The following is an 18,851-nucleotide window of genomic DNA, read 5'->3' as shown; positions in this document are numbered from 1 at the left end:
GTACGTACGGTGGTGTGAGAGGTCGGGGGCTAGTCGCCCCCTCCTACTCGATTATATATATAATGAGTGTTTAAGTTTGTTGCAGTATTCTCAAGGGTTGTGTTCTCAATATAGACACGACAGGTTTCTGATATATAATTTCACGAGGTGCAACAACATAGAGATGGTTAATCGATCCTTTAATGATCGAACCGTCTTTAATAATCGCACCCTCACCAATAATCGCATGTTCAATGATGACATCACGACCCACTTTGACATTGGACATAATGACACTATGACTAACCTCTGAGTTTCTTCCGATATCAACCCCACTGAATACCACTGATTTTTTAATACTCCCATCAATAGAACATGTATCAGACATCATACAATTGATTACTTTACCTTTTGACGGCTGTTTAGGTGTCTTATTTGCACTGCTGGAACGACTATACATAGGCCAATCGGTCTTATGTAGTTCCCAATCTACTTTCTCATCTAAGATATCCATATGTGCTTCCCAGAAGCTCTCAATCGTGCCCACATCTCTCCAATACCCCTTGAATTCAAAAGCAAATAAGGGTTCGTCGGTAGATAACATATAAGGGATGATGTCTTTTCCAAAGTCGTGGGAAGAATGAAAGTTAGAAGCATCCTCGATCAAAAGTTGTTTCAAATATGTCCAATTGAAAATATATATTCCCATAGAAGCTAAATTACTTAATGGCTGTGATGGCTTCTCATGAAAAGAAGTAATCTGCATGCTCTCATCTATGCTCAAAATACCAAAACGACTTGCTTCTTTCATAGGTACTTCCATCGCGGAAATCGTAACTTTTGCATCTGTATTCTTGTGCTGAAGTAACATTTGCGCGTAATCCATATGATAGATATGATCGCCCGACAGAATAAGAATATGTTCCGGGTTGTGTTGGTCGATATATTCGATATTTTTGTATATGGCATCTGCAGTTCCTAGATAATCTGCTCCCGTTCTATGAGATGGCAATAGGGATACACCTTGGTCTCCGTCCTTATTTAATCCCCAAGGTTCACCGATGCCGATATGATCATGTAAAGAATTCGCTTCGTATTGAGTAAGAATACCAACCGTTTCAATGCCTGAGTTAACGCAATTACTTAGTGGGAAATCGATAATTCGATAATGACCACCAAATGGTACGGCTGGTTTAGCCATGTTGGTTGTAAATGGTGCCAATCTCCGTCCTTCACCTCCGGCCAAAAGCATAGCGATACATTCTTTTCTAATCATGTTGATTCCCTCCTAAAATGGTTGTGCAAAGTTGTGGTCTCTATTCCGTTTTATCCACATGAAAGGAGTATATTGAAAAAATCATGAAATATTACATTCATTTGTATAAATTTCGTTTATATTATTGGTCGAAGTGGAATAGGCTAGTAATAATGATGACTATAATGAAATGTAAAAGGAGATATATGAATGTCTTTAGCTAATCGTAATGATATGAATCTTTGGACAGAACGATATTTATTCCATAAAGGAAGAGCCAATCATACTTACCGTTTCCAAGGTGCACATCCTACGACGGAGAATGGAATAAGTGGGGTGCGTTTTACTGTGTGGGCACCTCGAGCAATGAATGTGGGATTAGCATGTGAGAACAATGATTGGAATGGGGTGGATCATTTATTAAGTAGGATACCCAATTCTGGATTATGGAGTCGTTTCTTCACAGATATAAATATTGGGAGTTTATATAAATATGAGATTACTGGACCAGATGGCGAAATCATGTTGAAGGCAGATCCATACGCATTTCAAGCAGAAGTTAGACCCAATACGGCTTCTATAGTGACTTCTTTGGACGGATATTGTTGGAATGATGCCAAATGGCGAGAACAATCGGGACAACCCTTTGATAAGCCTATGAATATATATGAAGTTCATTTAGGTACATGGAGGCAGAAGGAAGATGGGGCTTTATATTCTTACACGGAAATAGTGGATCTACTCATTCCTTATGTAGTAGAAATGGGATTCACGCACATTGAATTCATGCCGTTAAGTGAACATCCTTATGACCTGTCGTGGGGTTATCAGGGCACAGGATTCTATGCCATAAGTAGCCGATTCGGAACACCACATGAATTCATGTTATTGGTTGACCAATGCCATCAAGCCGGTATTGGTGTCATTATGGATTGGGTTCCAGCGCATTTCGCTAAGGATGCCCATGGTTTACGAATGTTCGATGGCACACCTTGTTATGAATATGAAGATCCTTTCAAAGCGGAGAGACCGGGATGGGGAACGTTAGCTTTTGATTATGCGAAGCCAGAAGTCATCTCATTCTTAATATCCAATGCGCTATTCTGGATGGAGATGTATCATATTGATGGACTACGAGTCGATGCAGTGACAAGTATGATCCGTCTTGATTTCGACAAGCCTGTAGCGGACCATCAACGCAATGCTTTTGGTGGTGTGGAGAATCTAGAAGCTATAGCATTCTTGAAACAACTTAACACAACGATCTTCCGTAACTACCCCAACGCATTAATGATGGCTGAAGAGTCCAGTGCATGGCCTGGCGTGACGTCTGCCGTAGATTGTGATGGATTAGGATTCAATTACAAATGGAATATGGGATGGATGAACGATACGTTGGATTATGTGGAAAGATCTTTTTGGGATAGACCAACGAAACACAATTTACTCACGTTCCCTATGTGTTATGCATATGCAGAGAACTTCTGTCTCCCCTTATCGCATGATGAGGTTGTTCATGGGAAGAAGTCGCTTTTGAATAAGATGCCCGGAAGTTATGAACAGAAATTTGCGGGATTACGTTGCCTACTTGGATATCAAATGACCCAGCCAGGTAAGAAACTATTATTCATGGGTGGCGAATTCGGACAGTTTATTGAATGGAAAGATCAAGAACAATTGGATTGGCTCTTATTAACTTATGATAAGCATCGTGAGACACAGACGTATACGAAGGCATTGAATCATTTCTATCTACAAGAAAAGGCCCTGTGGCAATTGGATCATACGATGGAGGGCCATCAGTGGATCAGTGCGGATGATGTGACACAAAGCGTTATCTCCTATATTAGAAAAGGAAACAACATGGAGGATGAGCTTATCATTGTGATCAATTTCCAACCAATGATTAGAGAGAACTATCGAATTGGGGTATTGCATAAGGGTGCTTATGAATGTGTGTTTAATAGTGACGATATGCGATTCGGTGGAGAGTGTTCTAGGATTGAACAATCCGTAGATACGGAGAATGTCATATGGCATCAACAACCACAAAGTCTTGAAATCATAATACCACCTCTAAGTATGGTTATTTATAAAATGAATGATAGAAGGAGTGAGGTTTAATGAGAGTATTATTCGTTGCTGCTGAAGCGGCACCCTTTATCAAAACAGGTGGATTGGGAGACGTGATTGGTTCGCTGCCCCAGGCACTTCAACAACAAGGCGTAGATATCGCAGTGATGCTCCCGAAATATAAACAGATCCCCCAAACATACCGTGATCAGATGGAACATCTGTGCGAAATTGAAATTCAGCTTGGTTGGAGAACGCAGTATTGTGGAATTGAAGTTTTAAAGCATGACGGCATTCTTTTTTATTTTATAGATAATGAATATTATTTTGCTAGAGATGGCATTTATGGATACATGGATGAGGATGGGGAGCGATATGCTTACTTCAATCGGGCAGTTCTTGAAGCTATTCGAGCATTGAACTTCCAAGCAGATATTATCCATTGTCATGATTGGCACACCGCGATGATTCCATTATTACTAAAAGCACATTATGGGGACGACCCTTTCTTCCATAGTACCAAGACCGTATTTACCATTCACAATTTATTATATCAAGGGACATTTTCTTATGACATATTAGGTGATTTACTTGGTCTAGATAACCAACACTATCTTGGTGTGGAATATTACGGAAATGCTAACTTTATGAAATCTGGCATTGAGTTCTCTGATCATGTAACAACGGTTAGTCCAACATACGCCAATGAAATTAAGACATCCCAATATGGGTACGGACTTAATGGAGTTCTGTCCTCATTAGGGAATAAGCTAACAGGAATCGTCAATGGTATCGATACGTTGAGTTATAACCCAGCAAATGACCCTTATATATACTCCAACTTCACAACGAATCTTGATGACAAGCTAGAGAATAAAATTGCACTGCAAAAAGAATTGAATTTACCTATCGCTCCAAAGATTCCTCTCATTGCTATGGTTACTCGGTTAGTAGATTCAAAGGGACTAGAGTTGGTGATCCGAATTCTAGATGAAATGCTGTATTATGATGATGTTCAGTTCGTGGTACTAGGAACCGGGGACCCCTATTATGAGCGGTGGTTCCGTGAAGCTTCGCAACGCTATCCGCTTAAATGTGCTTCACAGATTACATTTAATGAGGGATTATCACGTAAATTCTATGCAGCAAGCGATTTGTTCCTGATGCCTTCCAAATTCGAACCGTGTGGCATTAGTCAACTGTTAGCACTTCAATACGGGAGTATTCCTATCGTTCGAGAGACCGGGGGGTTAAATGACACGATCCATTCCTATAATGAATATACGGGGGAAGGCAATGGATTCACTTTTAATGCCTATAATGCGCACGATATGATGCATACTATTCGCCGTGCGGTGTCATTCTATCATCAGAAAGAAGCGTGGGATCAAATCGTGAAGAACGCATTTGCTGGTGATTATAGTTGGGGCGTATCAGCTCAAGAATATATTGAGATTTATGATCACGTATTGGGATAATATATATACGTGCAATGCAACCCATTAAATCGTTTAACGATTTAATGGGTTGCATTGCATAATAATGCATAAGGACTTATAATAGTCCAGTTGTTAAATACTTAAATATGCTGGAGGAACAGGAAGTTGAAGAAGATAACTCGTAGCATTGCCGTACTACTCAGTGTTGTTATCCTGTTAGTTACTGGATTACATACAGCAGATTATGTCAGTGCAGAAAAAGGAACTACGAAGGCTAAGCAAGAGATTGTACTTGGGACAAGTGCAGAGTTTGCACCTTATGAATTTCACAAGACGATAAATGGAAAAGATGAGATCGTTGGCTTCGATATCGAAATTGCAAAAGAAATTGCAAAGGATCTTGATGCGGAGCTTGTCATTGAGGATATGGGATTTGATAGTCTCTTACCCGCATTGCAAAGCGGTAGGGTTGACTTTGTTATCTCGGGATTAACACCAACAGAAGAACGTCAATTAAGCATCGATTTCTCAGATAACTATTATTTAGCGCAACAAGTTGTTGTGATAAGAGCAGAAGATCAGCAACAATTCACTACCATGAAAGAACTAGAGAATGAGAAGATTGGGGTTCAAAAAGGTTCCATTCAAGAAGAAATTGGGATGACGATTCCCAATGCACACCTCACATCATTGGACAAGATTCCAGATCTTATTCTACAACTACAAACGAAGCGAATTAATGCATTAATTGTAGAGGATACCGTGGCAGAGGGGTACCTTACTTCAGATATTATACTTGCAGATACCATTGTACCTGATGCTGATTCACAGGCAGCGATAGGGGTGCAGAAAGGCAATGTTGAACTGTTAGATGCCATTAACGCTACACTTGTTAGACTGAAAGATAATGGTGACATTGAACGGATGGTGAAAGAGGCAAGTCTTCTAGCCGCGGATAAGCAAGTATCTGGAAATATCTTAGATATTGCTTGGAAGTACAGAAGTTATTACTTAAAAGGGATCGGATATACACTTCTTCTTTCCTCACTTGGTGTATTATTCGGTTTCATTATCGGTCTATTTATCTCGTTACTACGTATGACCAATATTCGTGTCTTAAAGTGGATAGGCACCACATACGTAGAATTGTTGCGTGGCACACCAATGCTAGTACAACTCTTTATTATTTATTATGGGTTTGCATTAACGTTTGGCGTGAACTTCTCACCATTACAAGCCGGGATTATTACGTTATCTATTAATAGTTCAGCATATCTTGCAGAGATATTCAGAGCGGGAATTCAAGGGGTAGACCGTGGTCAGATGGAGGCGGCTCGTTCCTTAGGGATGAAGAAGAGTACAGCGATGCGTCACATTATTCTACCGCAAGCATTAAAGGCTGTCCTTCCAGCGATCGGAAATGAATTCATTACCATTATTAAGGAATCATCGATAATATCGGTTATTGGAATGGCAGATATTATGTACCAAGCCGGTGTTGTGAAGAACATTACGTATAAAGGGCTTAGTCCTTTCATTATTGCCGCAGTGATCTATTTCTGCATGACATTTACATTATCCAAGATTCTTAGAGTGGTAGAAAGGAAGCTGAGCGCTAGTGATAACCGTTAAAGATCTTCATAAATCATATGGAAAATTAGAAATCCTAAAAGGGATAGATATCGAAATTGCAAAAGGTGAAGTCGTTGTTATTATCGGCCCATCGGGTTCAGGTAAGAGTACATTGCTTCGATGTCTTAATTTATTGGAACAACCAACAGCAGGTGAAATTCTGTTTGAAGATAAATCCATCACAGACGCAAACCATGATATCAACAACACACGTGAGAAAATGGGTATGGTATTTCAAAACTTCAACTTGTTCCCACTCAAAACGGTATTACAGAATATCACACTTGCTCCAATGACGGTTCAACATAAGTCTGCGACAGAGGCAAATTTGATTGCTACTCAACTGTTACAGACAGTGGGATTATCTGACAAAAGGGATGTTTATCCGAACCAGTTATCAGGGGGTCAGAAGCAACGTATTGCGATTGCTCGTGCACTTGCGATGCAACCACATGTGATGTTATTCGATGAACCGACCTCAGCATTAGATCCTGAAATGGTCGGAGAAGTACTTGAAGTCATGAAGAAATTAGCTTTAGATGGGATGACGATGGTCATTGTTACGCATGAAATGGGATTTGCTCGTGAAGTTGGCGATCGTATCTTGTTTATAGATGATGGGAGAATTATGGAGCAAGGGACACCGGAAGATGTGTTCAACCATCCACAACATATCCGTACCAAAGAGTTCTTGAGTAAAGTTCTGTAATGAGATTGATATAAGTATTGGTAAAATTTATGGAGACAATTATGGCGAAAATGTCATGGTTGTCTCTTTTTTTCTGGAAAGAATCGTTGATAACACTCGGTTAAAGCCGTATTGGAAAAACTTACACGCGTAAAGGTTACAAAGTTGTGATATATTGTGAGTGCAGAAGAATTACATAATTTAATGTATGGAGGAAGGAACAACACATGAACATAAATTTTAAAAAGACAAAAATGCTTGCTGTTGCCATCGGAATGGCTTTCGTTATACAGAATACACCTGCTCACGCAGATGCGGTGCATGTCACGAAAGAAGGGGACACCTTTTTTACGCTGTCTCAGCAATATGACGTCAACCTCAAAGCATTAATGAATGCGAATCCTCTAACAAATGAATATAACATTTATGCTGGAATCAAGATGAATATTCCAACCGTGAAGAAGCCAATTACATCATCCAGTGTAGATGCAACAGATGCAATCATCAATGTGGAGCAGAATCAACAAGTGGTTGAAGCATGGGGGAAGACATTTAACTACAGCAAAACATTACAAGTGAAAGCTTCAGCGTATTCCTCTGCTGCAAGTGAGAATGGTAAATGGGGTGCTGTTGATTATTTCGGTAATCCACTCAAGTTAGGTACTATTGCTGTAGATCCTAAGATCATTCCTTTTGGCACCAAAGTATTGGTTACTGGTCATCGCCACGATGGTCTACCCAATGATGCCTTTGTAGCAACAGCTACAGACGCGGGTTCTGCGATCAAAGGAAATCGAATTGATATATTCATCCCTGGAAGTCAACAAAGTGTTCGTATGTTCGGGTTTCAAAATATTAAATTATATTTCATTAAGTAGATGAAGGTATCTTCTTTACATTGATTTGTAGTAGTTCAGGTACGGTTACGAATGAATACCCTTTACGTGTTAGCTCTTTAATCACTTCAGGAAGAGCTTGAACTGTTCCATTGAGATCAGCACCTACACCTCCACCAGCATGTTGAAGAATAATGGATCCTGGCCCTACATGGGTTAGGATATTCTTCATCACTTCCTCTTTGTTCAACCCCTTCCAATCTAACGAATCTACATTCCAATTCACAATTTTATATCCTTGTTTTTTGGCCCACTTCAACTGTTCTTCTGTAATTTCTCCATAAGGTGGACGAATGAGCTTCGGTTTATAATGGATTAATTGATCAATAATCTGTTCCGTATGTAAGATCTGCTTCTTGTAACTATCCATGGATATCTTCGTGAATAGGGGATGATTATAGGAATGATTGCCTATCGCATGCCCTTCACGATGGATTCTTCTTACAAGTTCAGGATGTTTCTTCGCGCGTTGTCCTACAATGAAAAAGGTCGCTTTCACATGATATTTAGATAGAATATCGAGGACGTCCGAAGTGAAGCGAGGATCAGGAACATCATCGAAGGTTAGCGCGATTCTACGTTGTTTCGGGCCTTTGGTTAACATAGTCTCTGGAAATTTACGATAAAGTTCAGATAATGTAGCAGAAGACTTCTTCTTCTCTAGTGTTGTCGTGGGTTGAGATGGATGGGTCGTATTTAGTTCGGAAGATGGAACTGCATACACTTCGAAGTCAGTACCGATAGAAAAAGTAAAAATCATAATCGCTAGACACAAAAATCTCATCAGCTTCTTATTGAACATTTATTATTTCCCCCAATCGATCGTTATGGTTAGAATTCACCTATATTGTTATTCACCTAATGTGTTAATATTATGCATAGAGAGATAAGTGAAATAAGTCACGTAATCATACTAGAATGATGCCGATAGGAGGCGTGTGTACTTGGGAATTGTTATTTCAAATCAGAAAGTATCTGAACAAGTGTATTTGATGAACGTTGAGGGAGATTATGAGGGTCAGATGGGTCAATTCTATATGTTACGAGCATGGGGTAATTATCCAATACTCTCCAGACCGATTAGCATATTTAATAGAACGGATCGAGGTATAGAATTTCTGTACCAGGTGGTCGGAGAAGGCACGACACTACTTGCCGCTCTTCGTTCAGGAGATCAGATCTCGCTTGAAGGGCCCTACGGTAATGGATTTCCAGATGTACAAGGGAGCGTTGCTCTTGTTGGTGGCGGAATAGGTATCGCACCGCTCTACTATTGTGCACAGCAGATTAGTAATACAGACATCTATTTAGGATTTAGTAAAGAACCATACTTATTAGAACATTTCAGTTCCGTAGCGGGTAATTTATATACCAATATTGGAGGATACATCATAGATGATGTTGATTTCCATCAATATGATGCCATATTGTCCTGTGGGCCACATGGCATGATGAGAGCCATTCAGTTGAAACAGGAACAAACGAAGTGCAAAGCAGATGTCTATATTTCACTTGAGAATCGAATGGCTTGTGGGATTGGAGCTTGTCTAGTATGTAGTGTTGCTTGCAAGGATGGACGTAAGAAGGCTTGCACAGATGGACCTGTATTTCCAGCAGGGGAGGTATGTCTGCATGATTAATCTAGCTTGTAACATGGCTGGCGTAGCATTTAAGAACCCGATTGTCATGGCCTCTGGTACATTTGGATTCGGTAGGGAATATGGAGAGTTAATTGACCTGAGTAAGATAGGCGGACTAAGCGGGAAAGGTCTTACGCTAAATCCGAAGGCTGGAAATGAAGGGCTACGTGTATTCGAGACACCATCTGGGATGTTAAATAGTGTGGGACTTGAGAATCCAGGGATACCTTATTTCCTAGAACATGAATGTCCTTATTGGGAGACACTAGATACCGTTAGAATTGCGAATCTAGGCGGGAATTGTCTAGATGATTATGTACAGGGCGCACTACTTATTCAAGCAGATCATGATAGAAGAAAAGCGTTAGGCCGTGTGGCTGTTGACATGATTGAATTGAATATCTCATGTCCAAATGTCAAAGAAGGCGGTATCGCTTACGGTGTGAAGACGGTGGCCGCACAAGAGGTAGTTAGACAGGTAAGAAGCGCAACGAATATGCCATTGACGATCAAATTGTCACCGGGGGCTGAGAATTTAGTGGAAATGGCTCTCATGTGTGAGGATGAGGGAGCCGACGCACTATCACTCATTAATACCATATCAGGTATGAAGATTGATGTGCATCGTCGTTCAAGTGTGTTCCGTAATGCTTATGCAGGACTGTCAGGACCCGCTATTAAACCGATTGCGCTTCGCATGGTTCACCAAGTGGCACAGCATGTGAACATTCCAATTATGGGTATGGGCGGCATTACATCTGCAACAGATATAATCGAGTTCATTATGGCAGGCGCCTCTGTTGTACAGGTTGGAACTTATAACTTCATGAATTTACGTGCAGGTCATACTTTACTTGAAGGTTTGGAACAATTCATGCATGATGAGAATATTAAATCATTGGATGAGATTCGAGGAATTCTATAAATCATTTATAAAGGTGGGTGGTCATGATGAAATTCAATCCCGATGATATTCAATTGAAGGAGATTCATGTGGGACGAGATGTGATGCTGATCATCACAGGTGGCGATGCACATATTGGTGCTGTATCAACGGCATATCCTACCCCTGAGGGGATTGATATACAGACATCGAATATTCCAGGTCATAAAGAATATACGATAACAGAAGCTTTAGCACAACAGGCGGTAGAGGTATTGAATAGGACGGTCACCGTATCAGCAGGCATACATTATGACGATCTAACGACAGCTGAGATTGATGCCATCGTAACCATCGTCCAAGCCAAAATGGATGTTTACTTAAAAAAAATGAAACGTTCTTAGTTGTTCATGCGTACATCTTAGTATGTAGAAAAAAATATTCCTAGGAGGAATGAAATTTATGTCTATGTTCAAAAGATTGCGTGATGTAACGATGTCCAATATTAACAGTATGATTGATAAAGCGGAAGACCCTATCAAGATGACGGATCAATACATCCGTGATATGCATGAAGATTTACAAGATGCAGAGAAAGCCGTAGCTGCACAAATTGCGATAGAGAAGAAATTCAAGCAACTTTTCGAAGAACAAGAAGCGTTAGTGAACAAGCGTACATTACAAGCCCAGACGGCTGCACAAGCTCAGAATGTAGATCTTGCGCGTCGTGCCTTAGAAGAGAAGAACGCAGCAGAACAGAAGATGAATGAGTACAAAGTGAACCATGATCAGAATAAAGCATCTGCTGATAATCTTCGTGGGAAGCTTGAAGAAATGCGTAAGCAATTGACTGAAATGAAGAACAAACGCGAAACATTAGTTGCACGATTCAGTGCCGCTAAAGCTCAAACAGAAATCAATAAAGCCATGACAGGGTTTAGTACAGATTCTGCGGCCAACGGACTCAAACGTATGGAAGATAAGATGCTTCAGATGGAAGCACAAGCGGAAGCTAGCAATGAAATGTCTTCAAGTGAGAAATCTTTGGACGATGAGTTCGAGAGCTTGAACAAGGATAAAGCGGTTGAAGATGAACTTGCAGCGCTCATGAAACAATTCGGTAAACAAGAATAGTTAAGTTGACCCATCATAATATGTAGTATGACCGGCGAAGGAGCTAATTCATTAGAACAACTCCTTCGCTTTTACATGAACAATATTAGAAAAAGAACGCAGAATGGAGTTGAGTTGTTATGGATTTTGAATATTTATTAAGAGTACTCGTATGGACGGGTGTAGGTTCACTCTTACTTTTCATTCTGTTATATGTTGACTCCTTATTTACGAAGTACAATGATTTCGAAGAAGTGAAAGCTGGTAATATGGCTGTTACGACTCGAATGATTCTAAAACTTTTAGCACAGGGATATATCCTGTCTGTATCGATTTCGACTTCTAATCTACTTGTTGAAGCCATTATTGTCTCGATTATATCTTTTCTTGTATTGCTTGCACTGGAGACGCTTGTACGCGTATTGCTTAAAGTGTGGGCGAACATGAATCTTGATCTAGGTACACAACAAGGTAAATTAGGGTATGGATTATTTGCTGGATCGTTGCATATTGTTGGCGCTCTAATTATTACAGCTTGTCTGTAAAAGACTAACTTAGATAAGGGGTTACAAGATATGAGTATGTGGACAAGAGTGAGTAACTTATTCGCTAAGCCTGCACCGCCAATACGTGAGAAAAGTATACTAGAGCTTGCTCCAGGAGATATATGTGAAGTGTCGCTAGTGACCTACGAGGTGGTAGGACGAGTTCATAATCAAAGTCGAAATGCCGTTGTTCTCACATTACAAGATGGTCAAGAAATTGGTTATCTTCATATTGAGCAAAGAGAAAATATACGGTATGCATTGTATAAGCCGATTGATGGAAGATTAGATCACCCCAATGAAGTTCCTAGTATTATCGATTTGGATGATGTTGAATTTCACTTGGAGGAAGAATACGAAGGCCATGTGCTTGTCACGGGTAAATCCCCTTTCATGCAAGCTGGAGAGCAACATGTGTGGCAGTATCAATCTGACGATAATCAGCTACTACGAATTGAATGGCAGAATGGAAGATTCATGATGTACGATGGTGAAAGTATCATACCAGCAGATGTAATGATCATTCGGGCAAGCTAGGAGTGGATCAGATGAAGAAACATTCACTATTATCAATAAAGTGTTTGCTCGTTCTTGGTTTATTAGTATCTTTACTGAGCGGTTGTGGTTCTAGTGGCTGGGGCGATTTAGGGACAACATTGAAGTCGTATCCACTGGAATCTGTGAATAAAGATGGTGCTGCAACATCTTATGTCTATCGGGCAGAAGGTCAGACTGTACCTGAGGTTGCAACGGATATATCTGAGGAGCGTAAGCCAGATCAGATCTCAGCAGAAGATTCGGAGCGAATGTTCCTCGTATACAATAATGAGTGGTACCATTTACAACAGGACCCAGATCAACCTGAGGACACTTTGATCGAAGTTGATTCTAAGGAATATGTCCAAAAGAATTATAACTCGAGCTTCCTTGAGGGCTACATCGCTGCAAGTATTATCGGTAACTTATTCGATTCATTTGGTCGAAGTGGTACTTATCGTGGATATGCTAGTAAAGATGTATATAAGCCCAATCAGGGGACGTACACTAAACCAACAACCCAGGATAAGAAAATGACGCCCCCACTCACCGTGGAGAAAAAGGGTCTACTAACGCGACGTGGAAATACGAGCAGTTCCTCGACTAGCAAGCGAAATGACGACACGATATTCAATCGAGGTTCCACACCAAGTAGGGGAAGTATTAGTAAGGGAAGCGATAGTGGTAGTGGCTCTAGTATTTTTGGTTCTTCGAAGAAATCGATTAGTAAACCGAAAACAAGAATAGGTTCGGGTAAAATTAGCAGAAGAGGTCGAAGGTAGTTCATATATATTCTTTGGTAAAGGCGACTTCCCATTCACAATTGAATGAGAAGTCGCTTTTATTTGTTAGGTTCAAACGCATTATTTAGAATTGTAATAAGGTACCTATTAATAAATAATATAAAGCAACCTTTCCCCTCAACATAGCGTTTAAGATATGAGCAGTATTATTATGATGGAAGTAGAGGTGATACTATGAAAAAGGTTGTTTTTGGGTTTATGTCTATGTTATTATGTTTTTCCGTGTTATTTAGTCCAGTCACGAATGCGGCAGCCACAAATGCAAATGTTATATTGAATGGTCAACAAATGACTTTTAACCCTGGTGCTGTTGTTGCTAATGGGAGAACGATGGTTCCTTTTCGGCAGTTATTTGAACAATTAGGTGTCTTAGTTTCATATGATGAGAAAATTGGATCTATCATTGCTACTTCTAAGGATACGAAAATTAAGTTGACTGTAAATTCATTAAATGCATCTGTGAATGGAAAAGAGTATACACTGACCCAAGCACCAGGTATTGATGGAAATGGCGTGTTATATGTTAATTTACGTTTTATTAGCGAGGTATTGGGTTATGAAGTGCAGTGGAACCGTTCTACACTTACTGTAGACATTACTTCGAAGTAAGATGAACGTAAAGTAGTCCCTAACGTGTTAGAAGGTAGACCACTGACAGACTTATGTTTTTAATTTTCGTGAAATGATTATTAATCAAAAAGGGCAGTTTTCCATTCAATTATGAATGAGAAGCCGCCCTTTTGTATTGTAATCTTTGTTCAACGGACGTTGCACGGCATTATAACTACAGATACCTATGTTGATTCCACACGACGTTCAATCGCTTGAGACATGGTCTTATCGGTGAGATGTGTATATACTTCTGTTGTCTCCGTCGACGCATGTCCTAATTGTTCTTTGGTCATGTAAATATCGTTCTGTAGATAATAGTCGGTTGCGAAAGAATGGCGTAGTTTGTGAACGGTCAGGAAGGGCTTACCGAATCTAGTTGCATACTTAATAATCATGGCTTGGACAGCACGTTTCGTCATACGCTTTCCCTCTTGTTGGCCATTTGGAATCGTAAGGAATAGAGCCTTTTCCTTCTTGGGCGCATGGTAGCGGGTTTGCCTCAGACTAAGGTAAAGGGATAGATCATCTTGCGCTTGCTCACGGAAATAGACAGGCGTTTTGAACGTTTCGTCGTTATGCCCTTTTCGAAAAATATATAATAATTTGTTGTTAAAATCGATGTCATCTGTATTCAGATTGATGATCTCCGATACACGAAGTCCTGAATTTAGAATGAGGCTTGCGATACAAGCGTCTCGTTCTTTATTCAACTCATAGGAATAGAGCGCTTGTTTGTTATTGGCGACATCTATTCCGTAACCTACCAGAATGTATGCAATGAATTCTAGTAATTCATCATCTTCAAGGATTTTCCCCTTTAATTTAGCAGCGGTATCTTTGGGTTTGTGTATGCGTTTGATTTCTACCTTGGCCATAATGTTACGTTTCAGTAATGGATAGAAGTCTTCATCCTCCGCGATCTGACTTAAATAATGAAATAACGAACGCAGTGATGATAACTTACGAGAGATAGTTACTTTGGAATTAGCACCCTCACGACGGGTCGTGAGATAGAGTCTATAACTTACAACATTCTCCATACGAAGCATTTCCAGTTCGCTTAGCGTTACTTTCGAGTTATGTTCGGCTTCAGAGAGGAGTTCACCACGCAACCAGTTGAAGAACGTCTCGTAATCGCGTATGTATTCTAGCAATGTAGAAGGAGATAGATCAGGTAATTTATAATCGATGAATTGTTGTACGAACCAAGGCATACCGAGAACCAACTCATCGAGTCGTTTGCGGTCAATGTCTTTTTGTATATTCACGGATGCACCTCCTTAAGGATAAACACTACGATCTATTTTACCATAGGAAGCCATAGAAGTCTTAGTTCGCTGTTGTAGGAAGATGTGGGTAAGTATGATTGCGAAGTCGTGTCAGAAAGCTATAATAGAAGTAATAGATAACCTATATTGGGGTGAACTCATGGACATGAAGTTGGAATTGGTTCCAAGGAAACGTAAACGTGTCATTGATCATTTGATGCAGTTCTATTTATACGATTTCTCTGAATATCTGGAGATGGAGTTGACGGATTCAGGTGACTTCGAGGGATACCCGGATTTAGACACCTACTGGGATTATGATCATGGCAAATACGCATTGATGATTTCTGTTCATAACAAGCCTGCAGGTTTTGCTCTGGTCGAGCGACTTCAAGATTCCTCCGAAGGGGATTACTATATGACAGAGTTTTTTGTTATGAAAGGATATCGGCGTACGGGTGTGGGTCGTTGGGCGGTGAACGAGATTTTCACTCGCTATAGAGGGAATTGGAAAGTGACACAATTGAGCAATAATCTACCCGCACAGAAATTCTGGCGGAAGGTGATTGGGGAATATACTCATGAGGACTATGTTGAGAAAGTACATGCTGATAACGCCAATATAAGCCAATATTTCAAATCATAGAGCTTAACCACATCATTGTGACTAAGGAGAGACATCATGGGGATATGCTGGTCGAATGGCATAATTTATACGATGAAAGAAGAAGGAGTTACGGTAGAATCTGTATACACGGAGTCGGGCAAGATCATAGCTACGGGCAGCAAAATGTACATAGAAGATAGATTCCGTGGTCACATTGATCAGTGGATAGATTTAAAAGGGAAAACGATGTTTCCTGGATTTATGGATAGTCATCTACATCTGATTGGTTATGGTGAGTCTTGTCTCAAGCTGGATCTTTCTAACATGAATAGTAGGGAAGAGGTTCTTGAAGCGGTTAGACAACGTGTGCATATGACCCCTATAGGTTCATGGATGATTGCCGAAGGATGGAATGAGAATCGTTGGCAAGTTTTAAGCCCTATAACTAGAGAAATATTGGATGAGATCTCACCTAATCACTCTGTTATTTTAAAAAGAATATGTCGCCATGTATTGGTTGCGAACACAATGGCGATAGAAGCGGCGAAAACAGATCAAGCAGATCAAGCGGAAGAACATCAACACGGTATTTATAAAGATACCGCACAAGAAGTTATTCTAAATGCAGTTCCAGATATCACAGAATCTTATCTTGAAGAAGCACTAACATTGGGTATTCAACATGCATGGAGCCAAGGGTTAGTGGGTGGTCATACGGAAGATTTGAGCTATTATGGTCGTTGTTCTAAGCCATTAACGGTATTTCAGAATGTGATCCACAACAACGCCATGAAATTCAGAGCGCATCTACTCATACATCACTTGGTGGTGGATGAGTGGAAGACAATACCCTTACCGCTAGTTAAGCAATCATCATTTCTAGAATTTGGCGCCATGAAGATATTTGCTGATGGGGCATTAGGTGGAAGGACAGCGTTATTAAGTCATGCATATGCAGATGATACGGATACACATGGGACGGCGATACATACGGATGAGGAACTGGATCAGTTGGTTCGTATAGCACGATTCTTTCAGATGCCCATTGCTGTTCATACGATTGGAGATTTAGCTGCGTCTAAGGTATTGGACGTCATTGAACGTCACCCTGCGCCGACAGGTACAAGAGATCGATTGATTCATGGATTAGTGCTTAGTCACGAATCAGTAGAACGCATGAAGACATTGCCGATTGTGATAGATATTCAACCCTCATTTGTTCCTTCGGATTTCCCTTGGGTGATGGAACGATTGGGACAAGATTCCCAAATGAACATATATGCTTGGAAGACGATGTTAACCAACGGGCTTCATTGTGCAGGTGGTTCTGATGCGCCAATTGAATCGATTTCACCATTACATGGCATACATGCCGCAGTGACTAGAACCAATTCAGACGATCCTAGTCGAACAGTGTATGAGCCGAGAGAGAAACTAAGCGTATTTGAAGCCATATCCCTGTATACGACAGGAACAGCTTATGCCAGTGGTCATGAGCATGATCAAGGGATGATTCAAGAAGGATATCATACTGACTTTACTATTCTGAATAAGGATCCTTTTCGCATAGAGATGGATCGATGGTCGGAACTTCATGTGGATATGACTGTTGTGGATGAGAATATTGTATTTAATAAGGAACGGTAGGATTTCATATGTAAAATCAACCAAGGAACTCATAAGAGTTCTATTTTCTAACAGTTTATTATACTATTTCACCATATGAAAAATTCACAATAATAGACCAAAATTAATCTACATCATATGCACGCTTGCATCATCCAGTGGAATTTATAGAAAAAATGAAATAAACGATATCTCCAAGACATGCAAATAGGTGATGTTTCTTATTCAATGGAGGAATTTAGAAGATCAAGTGATATAATAACCTTATTTAACTAATCAGAAAAAAGTCGGACGGAAATAAAACTAGCTGAATCCTATGAGGTACAGGGAATCAGCTAGTTCGTTGATGGGGATTGGATCAAAAACCCTTATCTGGTGAAAATACTCAGCCATTACTTGGTGGATGCCGGTACAGGTTGTCTTTCTTTCTTCAGCTCCGTCAAGAAATATTGCTTCAGCTCCACAAGTTTCCTTGGGTCTTCCAAAGAGACTTTATCTTTTAGATAACGTTCATTTAGATTGTCTACGGTTAAGGGGATCTTCTGAAGCGTCATAGAACGAATAGCATTCTTAACCATTCTACGTTCTTTGGCATTGGAATACACATCGACATATTGTTGCGTGTAACTGAAATCCAAGTGGTCGAAGATAGCGCGAAATACCTCGGATGTCATTATTGCATCATCTAAAGCTCTATGAGCAGTTCCTGTAGCAGTAATATTGAGGTCGAGCAGAGCACCCTCCACACTAACGTCATTTGTAACATTCTTAAAGCGAGTATAGCCCTTAAGTAAATCGAAATAATCCGCTGTCATCCAATACGTATCATCAAGCTTATGCATTCGTGTATCATAGACAATTCTTTTTAAATCTTCGCCACCCCAAGTGAAGAGTAAATAAGCTTCACTCTGATCTAACCACTGAATGAAATCAGTAATCACCTTTACGAAACCAGGTGCACGATCAATATCTTCCTGTGGAATGCCTGTTTTCTTTTTGATAAAAGAGTTTAATTTTGAGAAATAGACTGGCTTGATAAGTGCTGAGAATTCATTCATATATTCTAATTGCGAATTAAGTCGCACAGCTCCGATTTCAATAACTTCCATAGGTAGGTCACTTGCAAATTTACGACCGTTAAATTCTATATCCAATATAATGTAATCCACTCGTGAGGCCTCCGTTCTGTAACTTGTTCTATTTTATCAGTGTCACTACATAGTGTCTATGGTTAAATCAGTAACAGTTGAGGATC

19 protein-coding genes are annotated in these 18,851 nt (G+C 40.1%); 15 read left to right on the top strand and 4 right to left on the bottom strand.

Annotated elements, in window-relative coordinates; genetic code table 11:
• Nucleotides 1–70: 70 nt before the first annotated feature.
• On the bottom strand, nucleotides 71–1,255 hold the full coding sequence (locus ACH8E3_RS14090) for a glucose-1-phosphate adenylyltransferase (protein WP_458633279.1): 1,185 nt from the start codon (nucleotides 1,253–1,255) through the stop codon (nucleotides 71–73).
• A 189-nt stretch (nucleotides 1,256–1,444) separates the two neighbouring features.
• Between ACH8E3_RS14090 and glgB the strand changes: the two genes are divergently transcribed.
• From glgB to ACH8E3_RS14065, 5 genes are all read left to right on the top strand, one after another.
• Nucleotides 1,445–3,358 (top strand): 1,4-alpha-glucan branching protein GlgB, encoded by a 1,914-nt coding sequence (glgB, locus tag ACH8E3_RS14085; protein WP_458633278.1) that lies wholly within the window; start codon nucleotides 1,445–1,447, stop codon nucleotides 3,356–3,358.
• Nucleotides 3,358–4,785, top strand: a complete 1,428-nt coding sequence (gene glgA / locus ACH8E3_RS14080) for a glycogen synthase GlgA (RefSeq protein ID WP_458633277.1) — start codon at nucleotides 3,358–3,360, stop codon at nucleotides 4,783–4,785. Before glgB ends, glgA begins: the two co-directional genes overlap by 1 nt.
• Before the next feature lie 126 nt (nucleotides 4,786–4,911).
• Nucleotides 4,912–6,378, top strand: coding sequence for an ABC transporter substrate-binding protein/permease (locus ACH8E3_RS14075; protein ID WP_458633276.1), 1,467 nt, complete (start codon nucleotides 4,912–4,914; stop codon nucleotides 6,376–6,378).
• The gene (locus ACH8E3_RS14070) at nucleotides 6,365–7,087 is read left to right on the top strand and encodes an amino acid ABC transporter ATP-binding protein (RefSeq protein WP_458633275.1); all 723 of its coding nucleotides are present in this window, start codon (nucleotides 6,365–6,367) and stop codon (nucleotides 7,085–7,087) included. Before ACH8E3_RS14075 ends, ACH8E3_RS14070 begins: the two co-directional genes overlap by 14 nt.
• Before the next feature lie 206 nt (nucleotides 7,088–7,293).
• The gene (locus ACH8E3_RS14065) at nucleotides 7,294–7,944 is read left to right on the top strand and encodes a 3D domain-containing protein (protein WP_458633274.1); all 651 of its coding nucleotides are present in this window, start codon (nucleotides 7,294–7,296) and stop codon (nucleotides 7,942–7,944) included.
• Here the strand turns inward: ACH8E3_RS14065 and ACH8E3_RS14060 are convergent.
• Complete coding sequence (locus ACH8E3_RS14060; RefSeq protein ID WP_458633273.1) at nucleotides 7,937–8,764, bottom strand: polysaccharide deacetylase family protein; 828 nt, start codon at nucleotides 8,762–8,764, stop codon at nucleotides 7,937–7,939. The genes ACH8E3_RS14065 and ACH8E3_RS14060 overlap by 8 nt on opposite strands.
• A gap of 136 nt (nucleotides 8,765–8,900) precedes the next feature.
• Here ACH8E3_RS14060 and ACH8E3_RS14055 point away from each other — a divergent pair, with 136 nt between their 5' ends.
• The 8 genes from ACH8E3_RS14055 to ACH8E3_RS14020 all read left to right on the top strand — a co-directional run bounded on the left by ACH8E3_RS14055 (nucleotide 8,901) and on the right by ACH8E3_RS14020 (nucleotide 14,092).
• Nucleotides 8,901–9,602 carry a dihydroorotate dehydrogenase electron transfer subunit gene (locus ACH8E3_RS14055; RefSeq protein ID WP_458633272.1) on the top strand — a complete coding sequence of 234 codons (702 nt, stop codon included), beginning with the start codon at nucleotides 8,901–8,903 and terminating at the stop codon, nucleotides 9,600–9,602.
• Nucleotides 9,595–10,527 (top strand): dihydroorotate dehydrogenase, encoded by a 933-nt coding sequence (locus ACH8E3_RS14050; RefSeq protein ID WP_458633271.1) that lies wholly within the window; start codon nucleotides 9,595–9,597, stop codon nucleotides 10,525–10,527. Before ACH8E3_RS14055 ends, ACH8E3_RS14050 begins: the two co-directional genes overlap by 8 nt.
• A 23-nt stretch (nucleotides 10,528–10,550) precedes the next feature.
• The gene (gene lpdD / locus ACH8E3_RS14045; protein ID WP_458633270.1) at nucleotides 10,551–10,889 is read left to right on the top strand and encodes a prenylated flavin chaperone LpdD; all 339 of its coding nucleotides are present in this window, start codon (nucleotides 10,551–10,553) and stop codon (nucleotides 10,887–10,889) included.
• Nucleotides 10,890–10,947: 58 nt separating this feature from the next.
• Complete coding sequence (locus ACH8E3_RS14040; RefSeq protein WP_458633269.1) at nucleotides 10,948–11,619, top strand: PspA/IM30 family protein; 672 nt, start codon at nucleotides 10,948–10,950, stop codon at nucleotides 11,617–11,619.
• Between the two features lie 119 nt (nucleotides 11,620–11,738).
• A complete protein-coding gene (locus ACH8E3_RS14035) occupies nucleotides 11,739–12,143 on the top strand; it encodes a DUF350 domain-containing protein (RefSeq protein WP_458633268.1) in 405 nt (134 codons plus the stop codon).
• A gap of 30 nt (nucleotides 12,144–12,173) precedes the next feature.
• A complete protein-coding gene (locus tag ACH8E3_RS14030) occupies nucleotides 12,174–12,680 on the top strand; it encodes a DUF4178 domain-containing protein (RefSeq protein WP_458633267.1) in 507 nt (168 codons plus the stop codon).
• Nucleotides 12,681–12,691: 11 nt separating this feature from the next.
• On the top strand, nucleotides 12,692–13,462 hold the full coding sequence (locus ACH8E3_RS14025; RefSeq protein ID WP_458633266.1) for a DUF4247 domain-containing protein: 771 nt from the start codon (nucleotides 12,692–12,694) through the stop codon (nucleotides 13,460–13,462).
• Between the two features lie 195 nt (nucleotides 13,463–13,657).
• Nucleotides 13,658–14,092, top strand: coding sequence for a copper amine oxidase N-terminal domain-containing protein (locus ACH8E3_RS14020; RefSeq protein WP_458633265.1), 435 nt, complete (start codon nucleotides 13,658–13,660; stop codon nucleotides 14,090–14,092).
• Nucleotides 14,093–14,277: 185 nt separating this feature from the next.
• Here ACH8E3_RS14020 and xerS read toward each other — a convergent pair whose 3' ends face one another.
• Nucleotides 14,278–15,363, bottom strand: coding sequence for a tyrosine recombinase XerS (xerS, locus tag ACH8E3_RS14015; protein WP_458633264.1), 1,086 nt, complete (start codon nucleotides 15,361–15,363; stop codon nucleotides 14,278–14,280).
• A gap of 160 nt (nucleotides 15,364–15,523) precedes the next feature.
• Here xerS and ACH8E3_RS14010 point away from each other — a divergent pair, with 160 nt between their 5' ends.
• Together ACH8E3_RS14010 and ACH8E3_RS14005 are read left to right on the top strand one after the other, a co-directional pair.
• Complete coding sequence (locus ACH8E3_RS14010) at nucleotides 15,524–16,009, top strand: GNAT family N-acetyltransferase (RefSeq protein ID WP_458633263.1); 486 nt, start codon at nucleotides 15,524–15,526, stop codon at nucleotides 16,007–16,009.
• 36 nt (nucleotides 16,010–16,045) lie between these two features.
• Nucleotides 16,046–17,617: an amidohydrolase gene (locus ACH8E3_RS14005; RefSeq protein WP_458633262.1), complete on the top strand. Its 1,572-nt coding sequence runs from the start codon at nucleotides 16,046–16,048 to the stop codon at nucleotides 17,615–17,617.
• 371 nt (nucleotides 17,618–17,988) lie between these two features.
• Here ACH8E3_RS14005 and ACH8E3_RS14000 read toward each other — a convergent pair whose 3' ends face one another.
• Nucleotides 17,989–18,765, bottom strand: coding sequence for an exonuclease domain-containing protein (locus tag ACH8E3_RS14000; protein WP_458633261.1), 777 nt, complete (start codon nucleotides 18,763–18,765; stop codon nucleotides 17,989–17,991).
• Nucleotides 18,766–18,851: the final 86 nt, after the last annotated feature.

This window comes from Paenibacillus sp. CMAA1364 (assembly GCF_054373195.1).
Note: the sequence above shows the minus strand (reverse complement) of the source record. Positions and strands in the feature narration are given on the sequence as shown.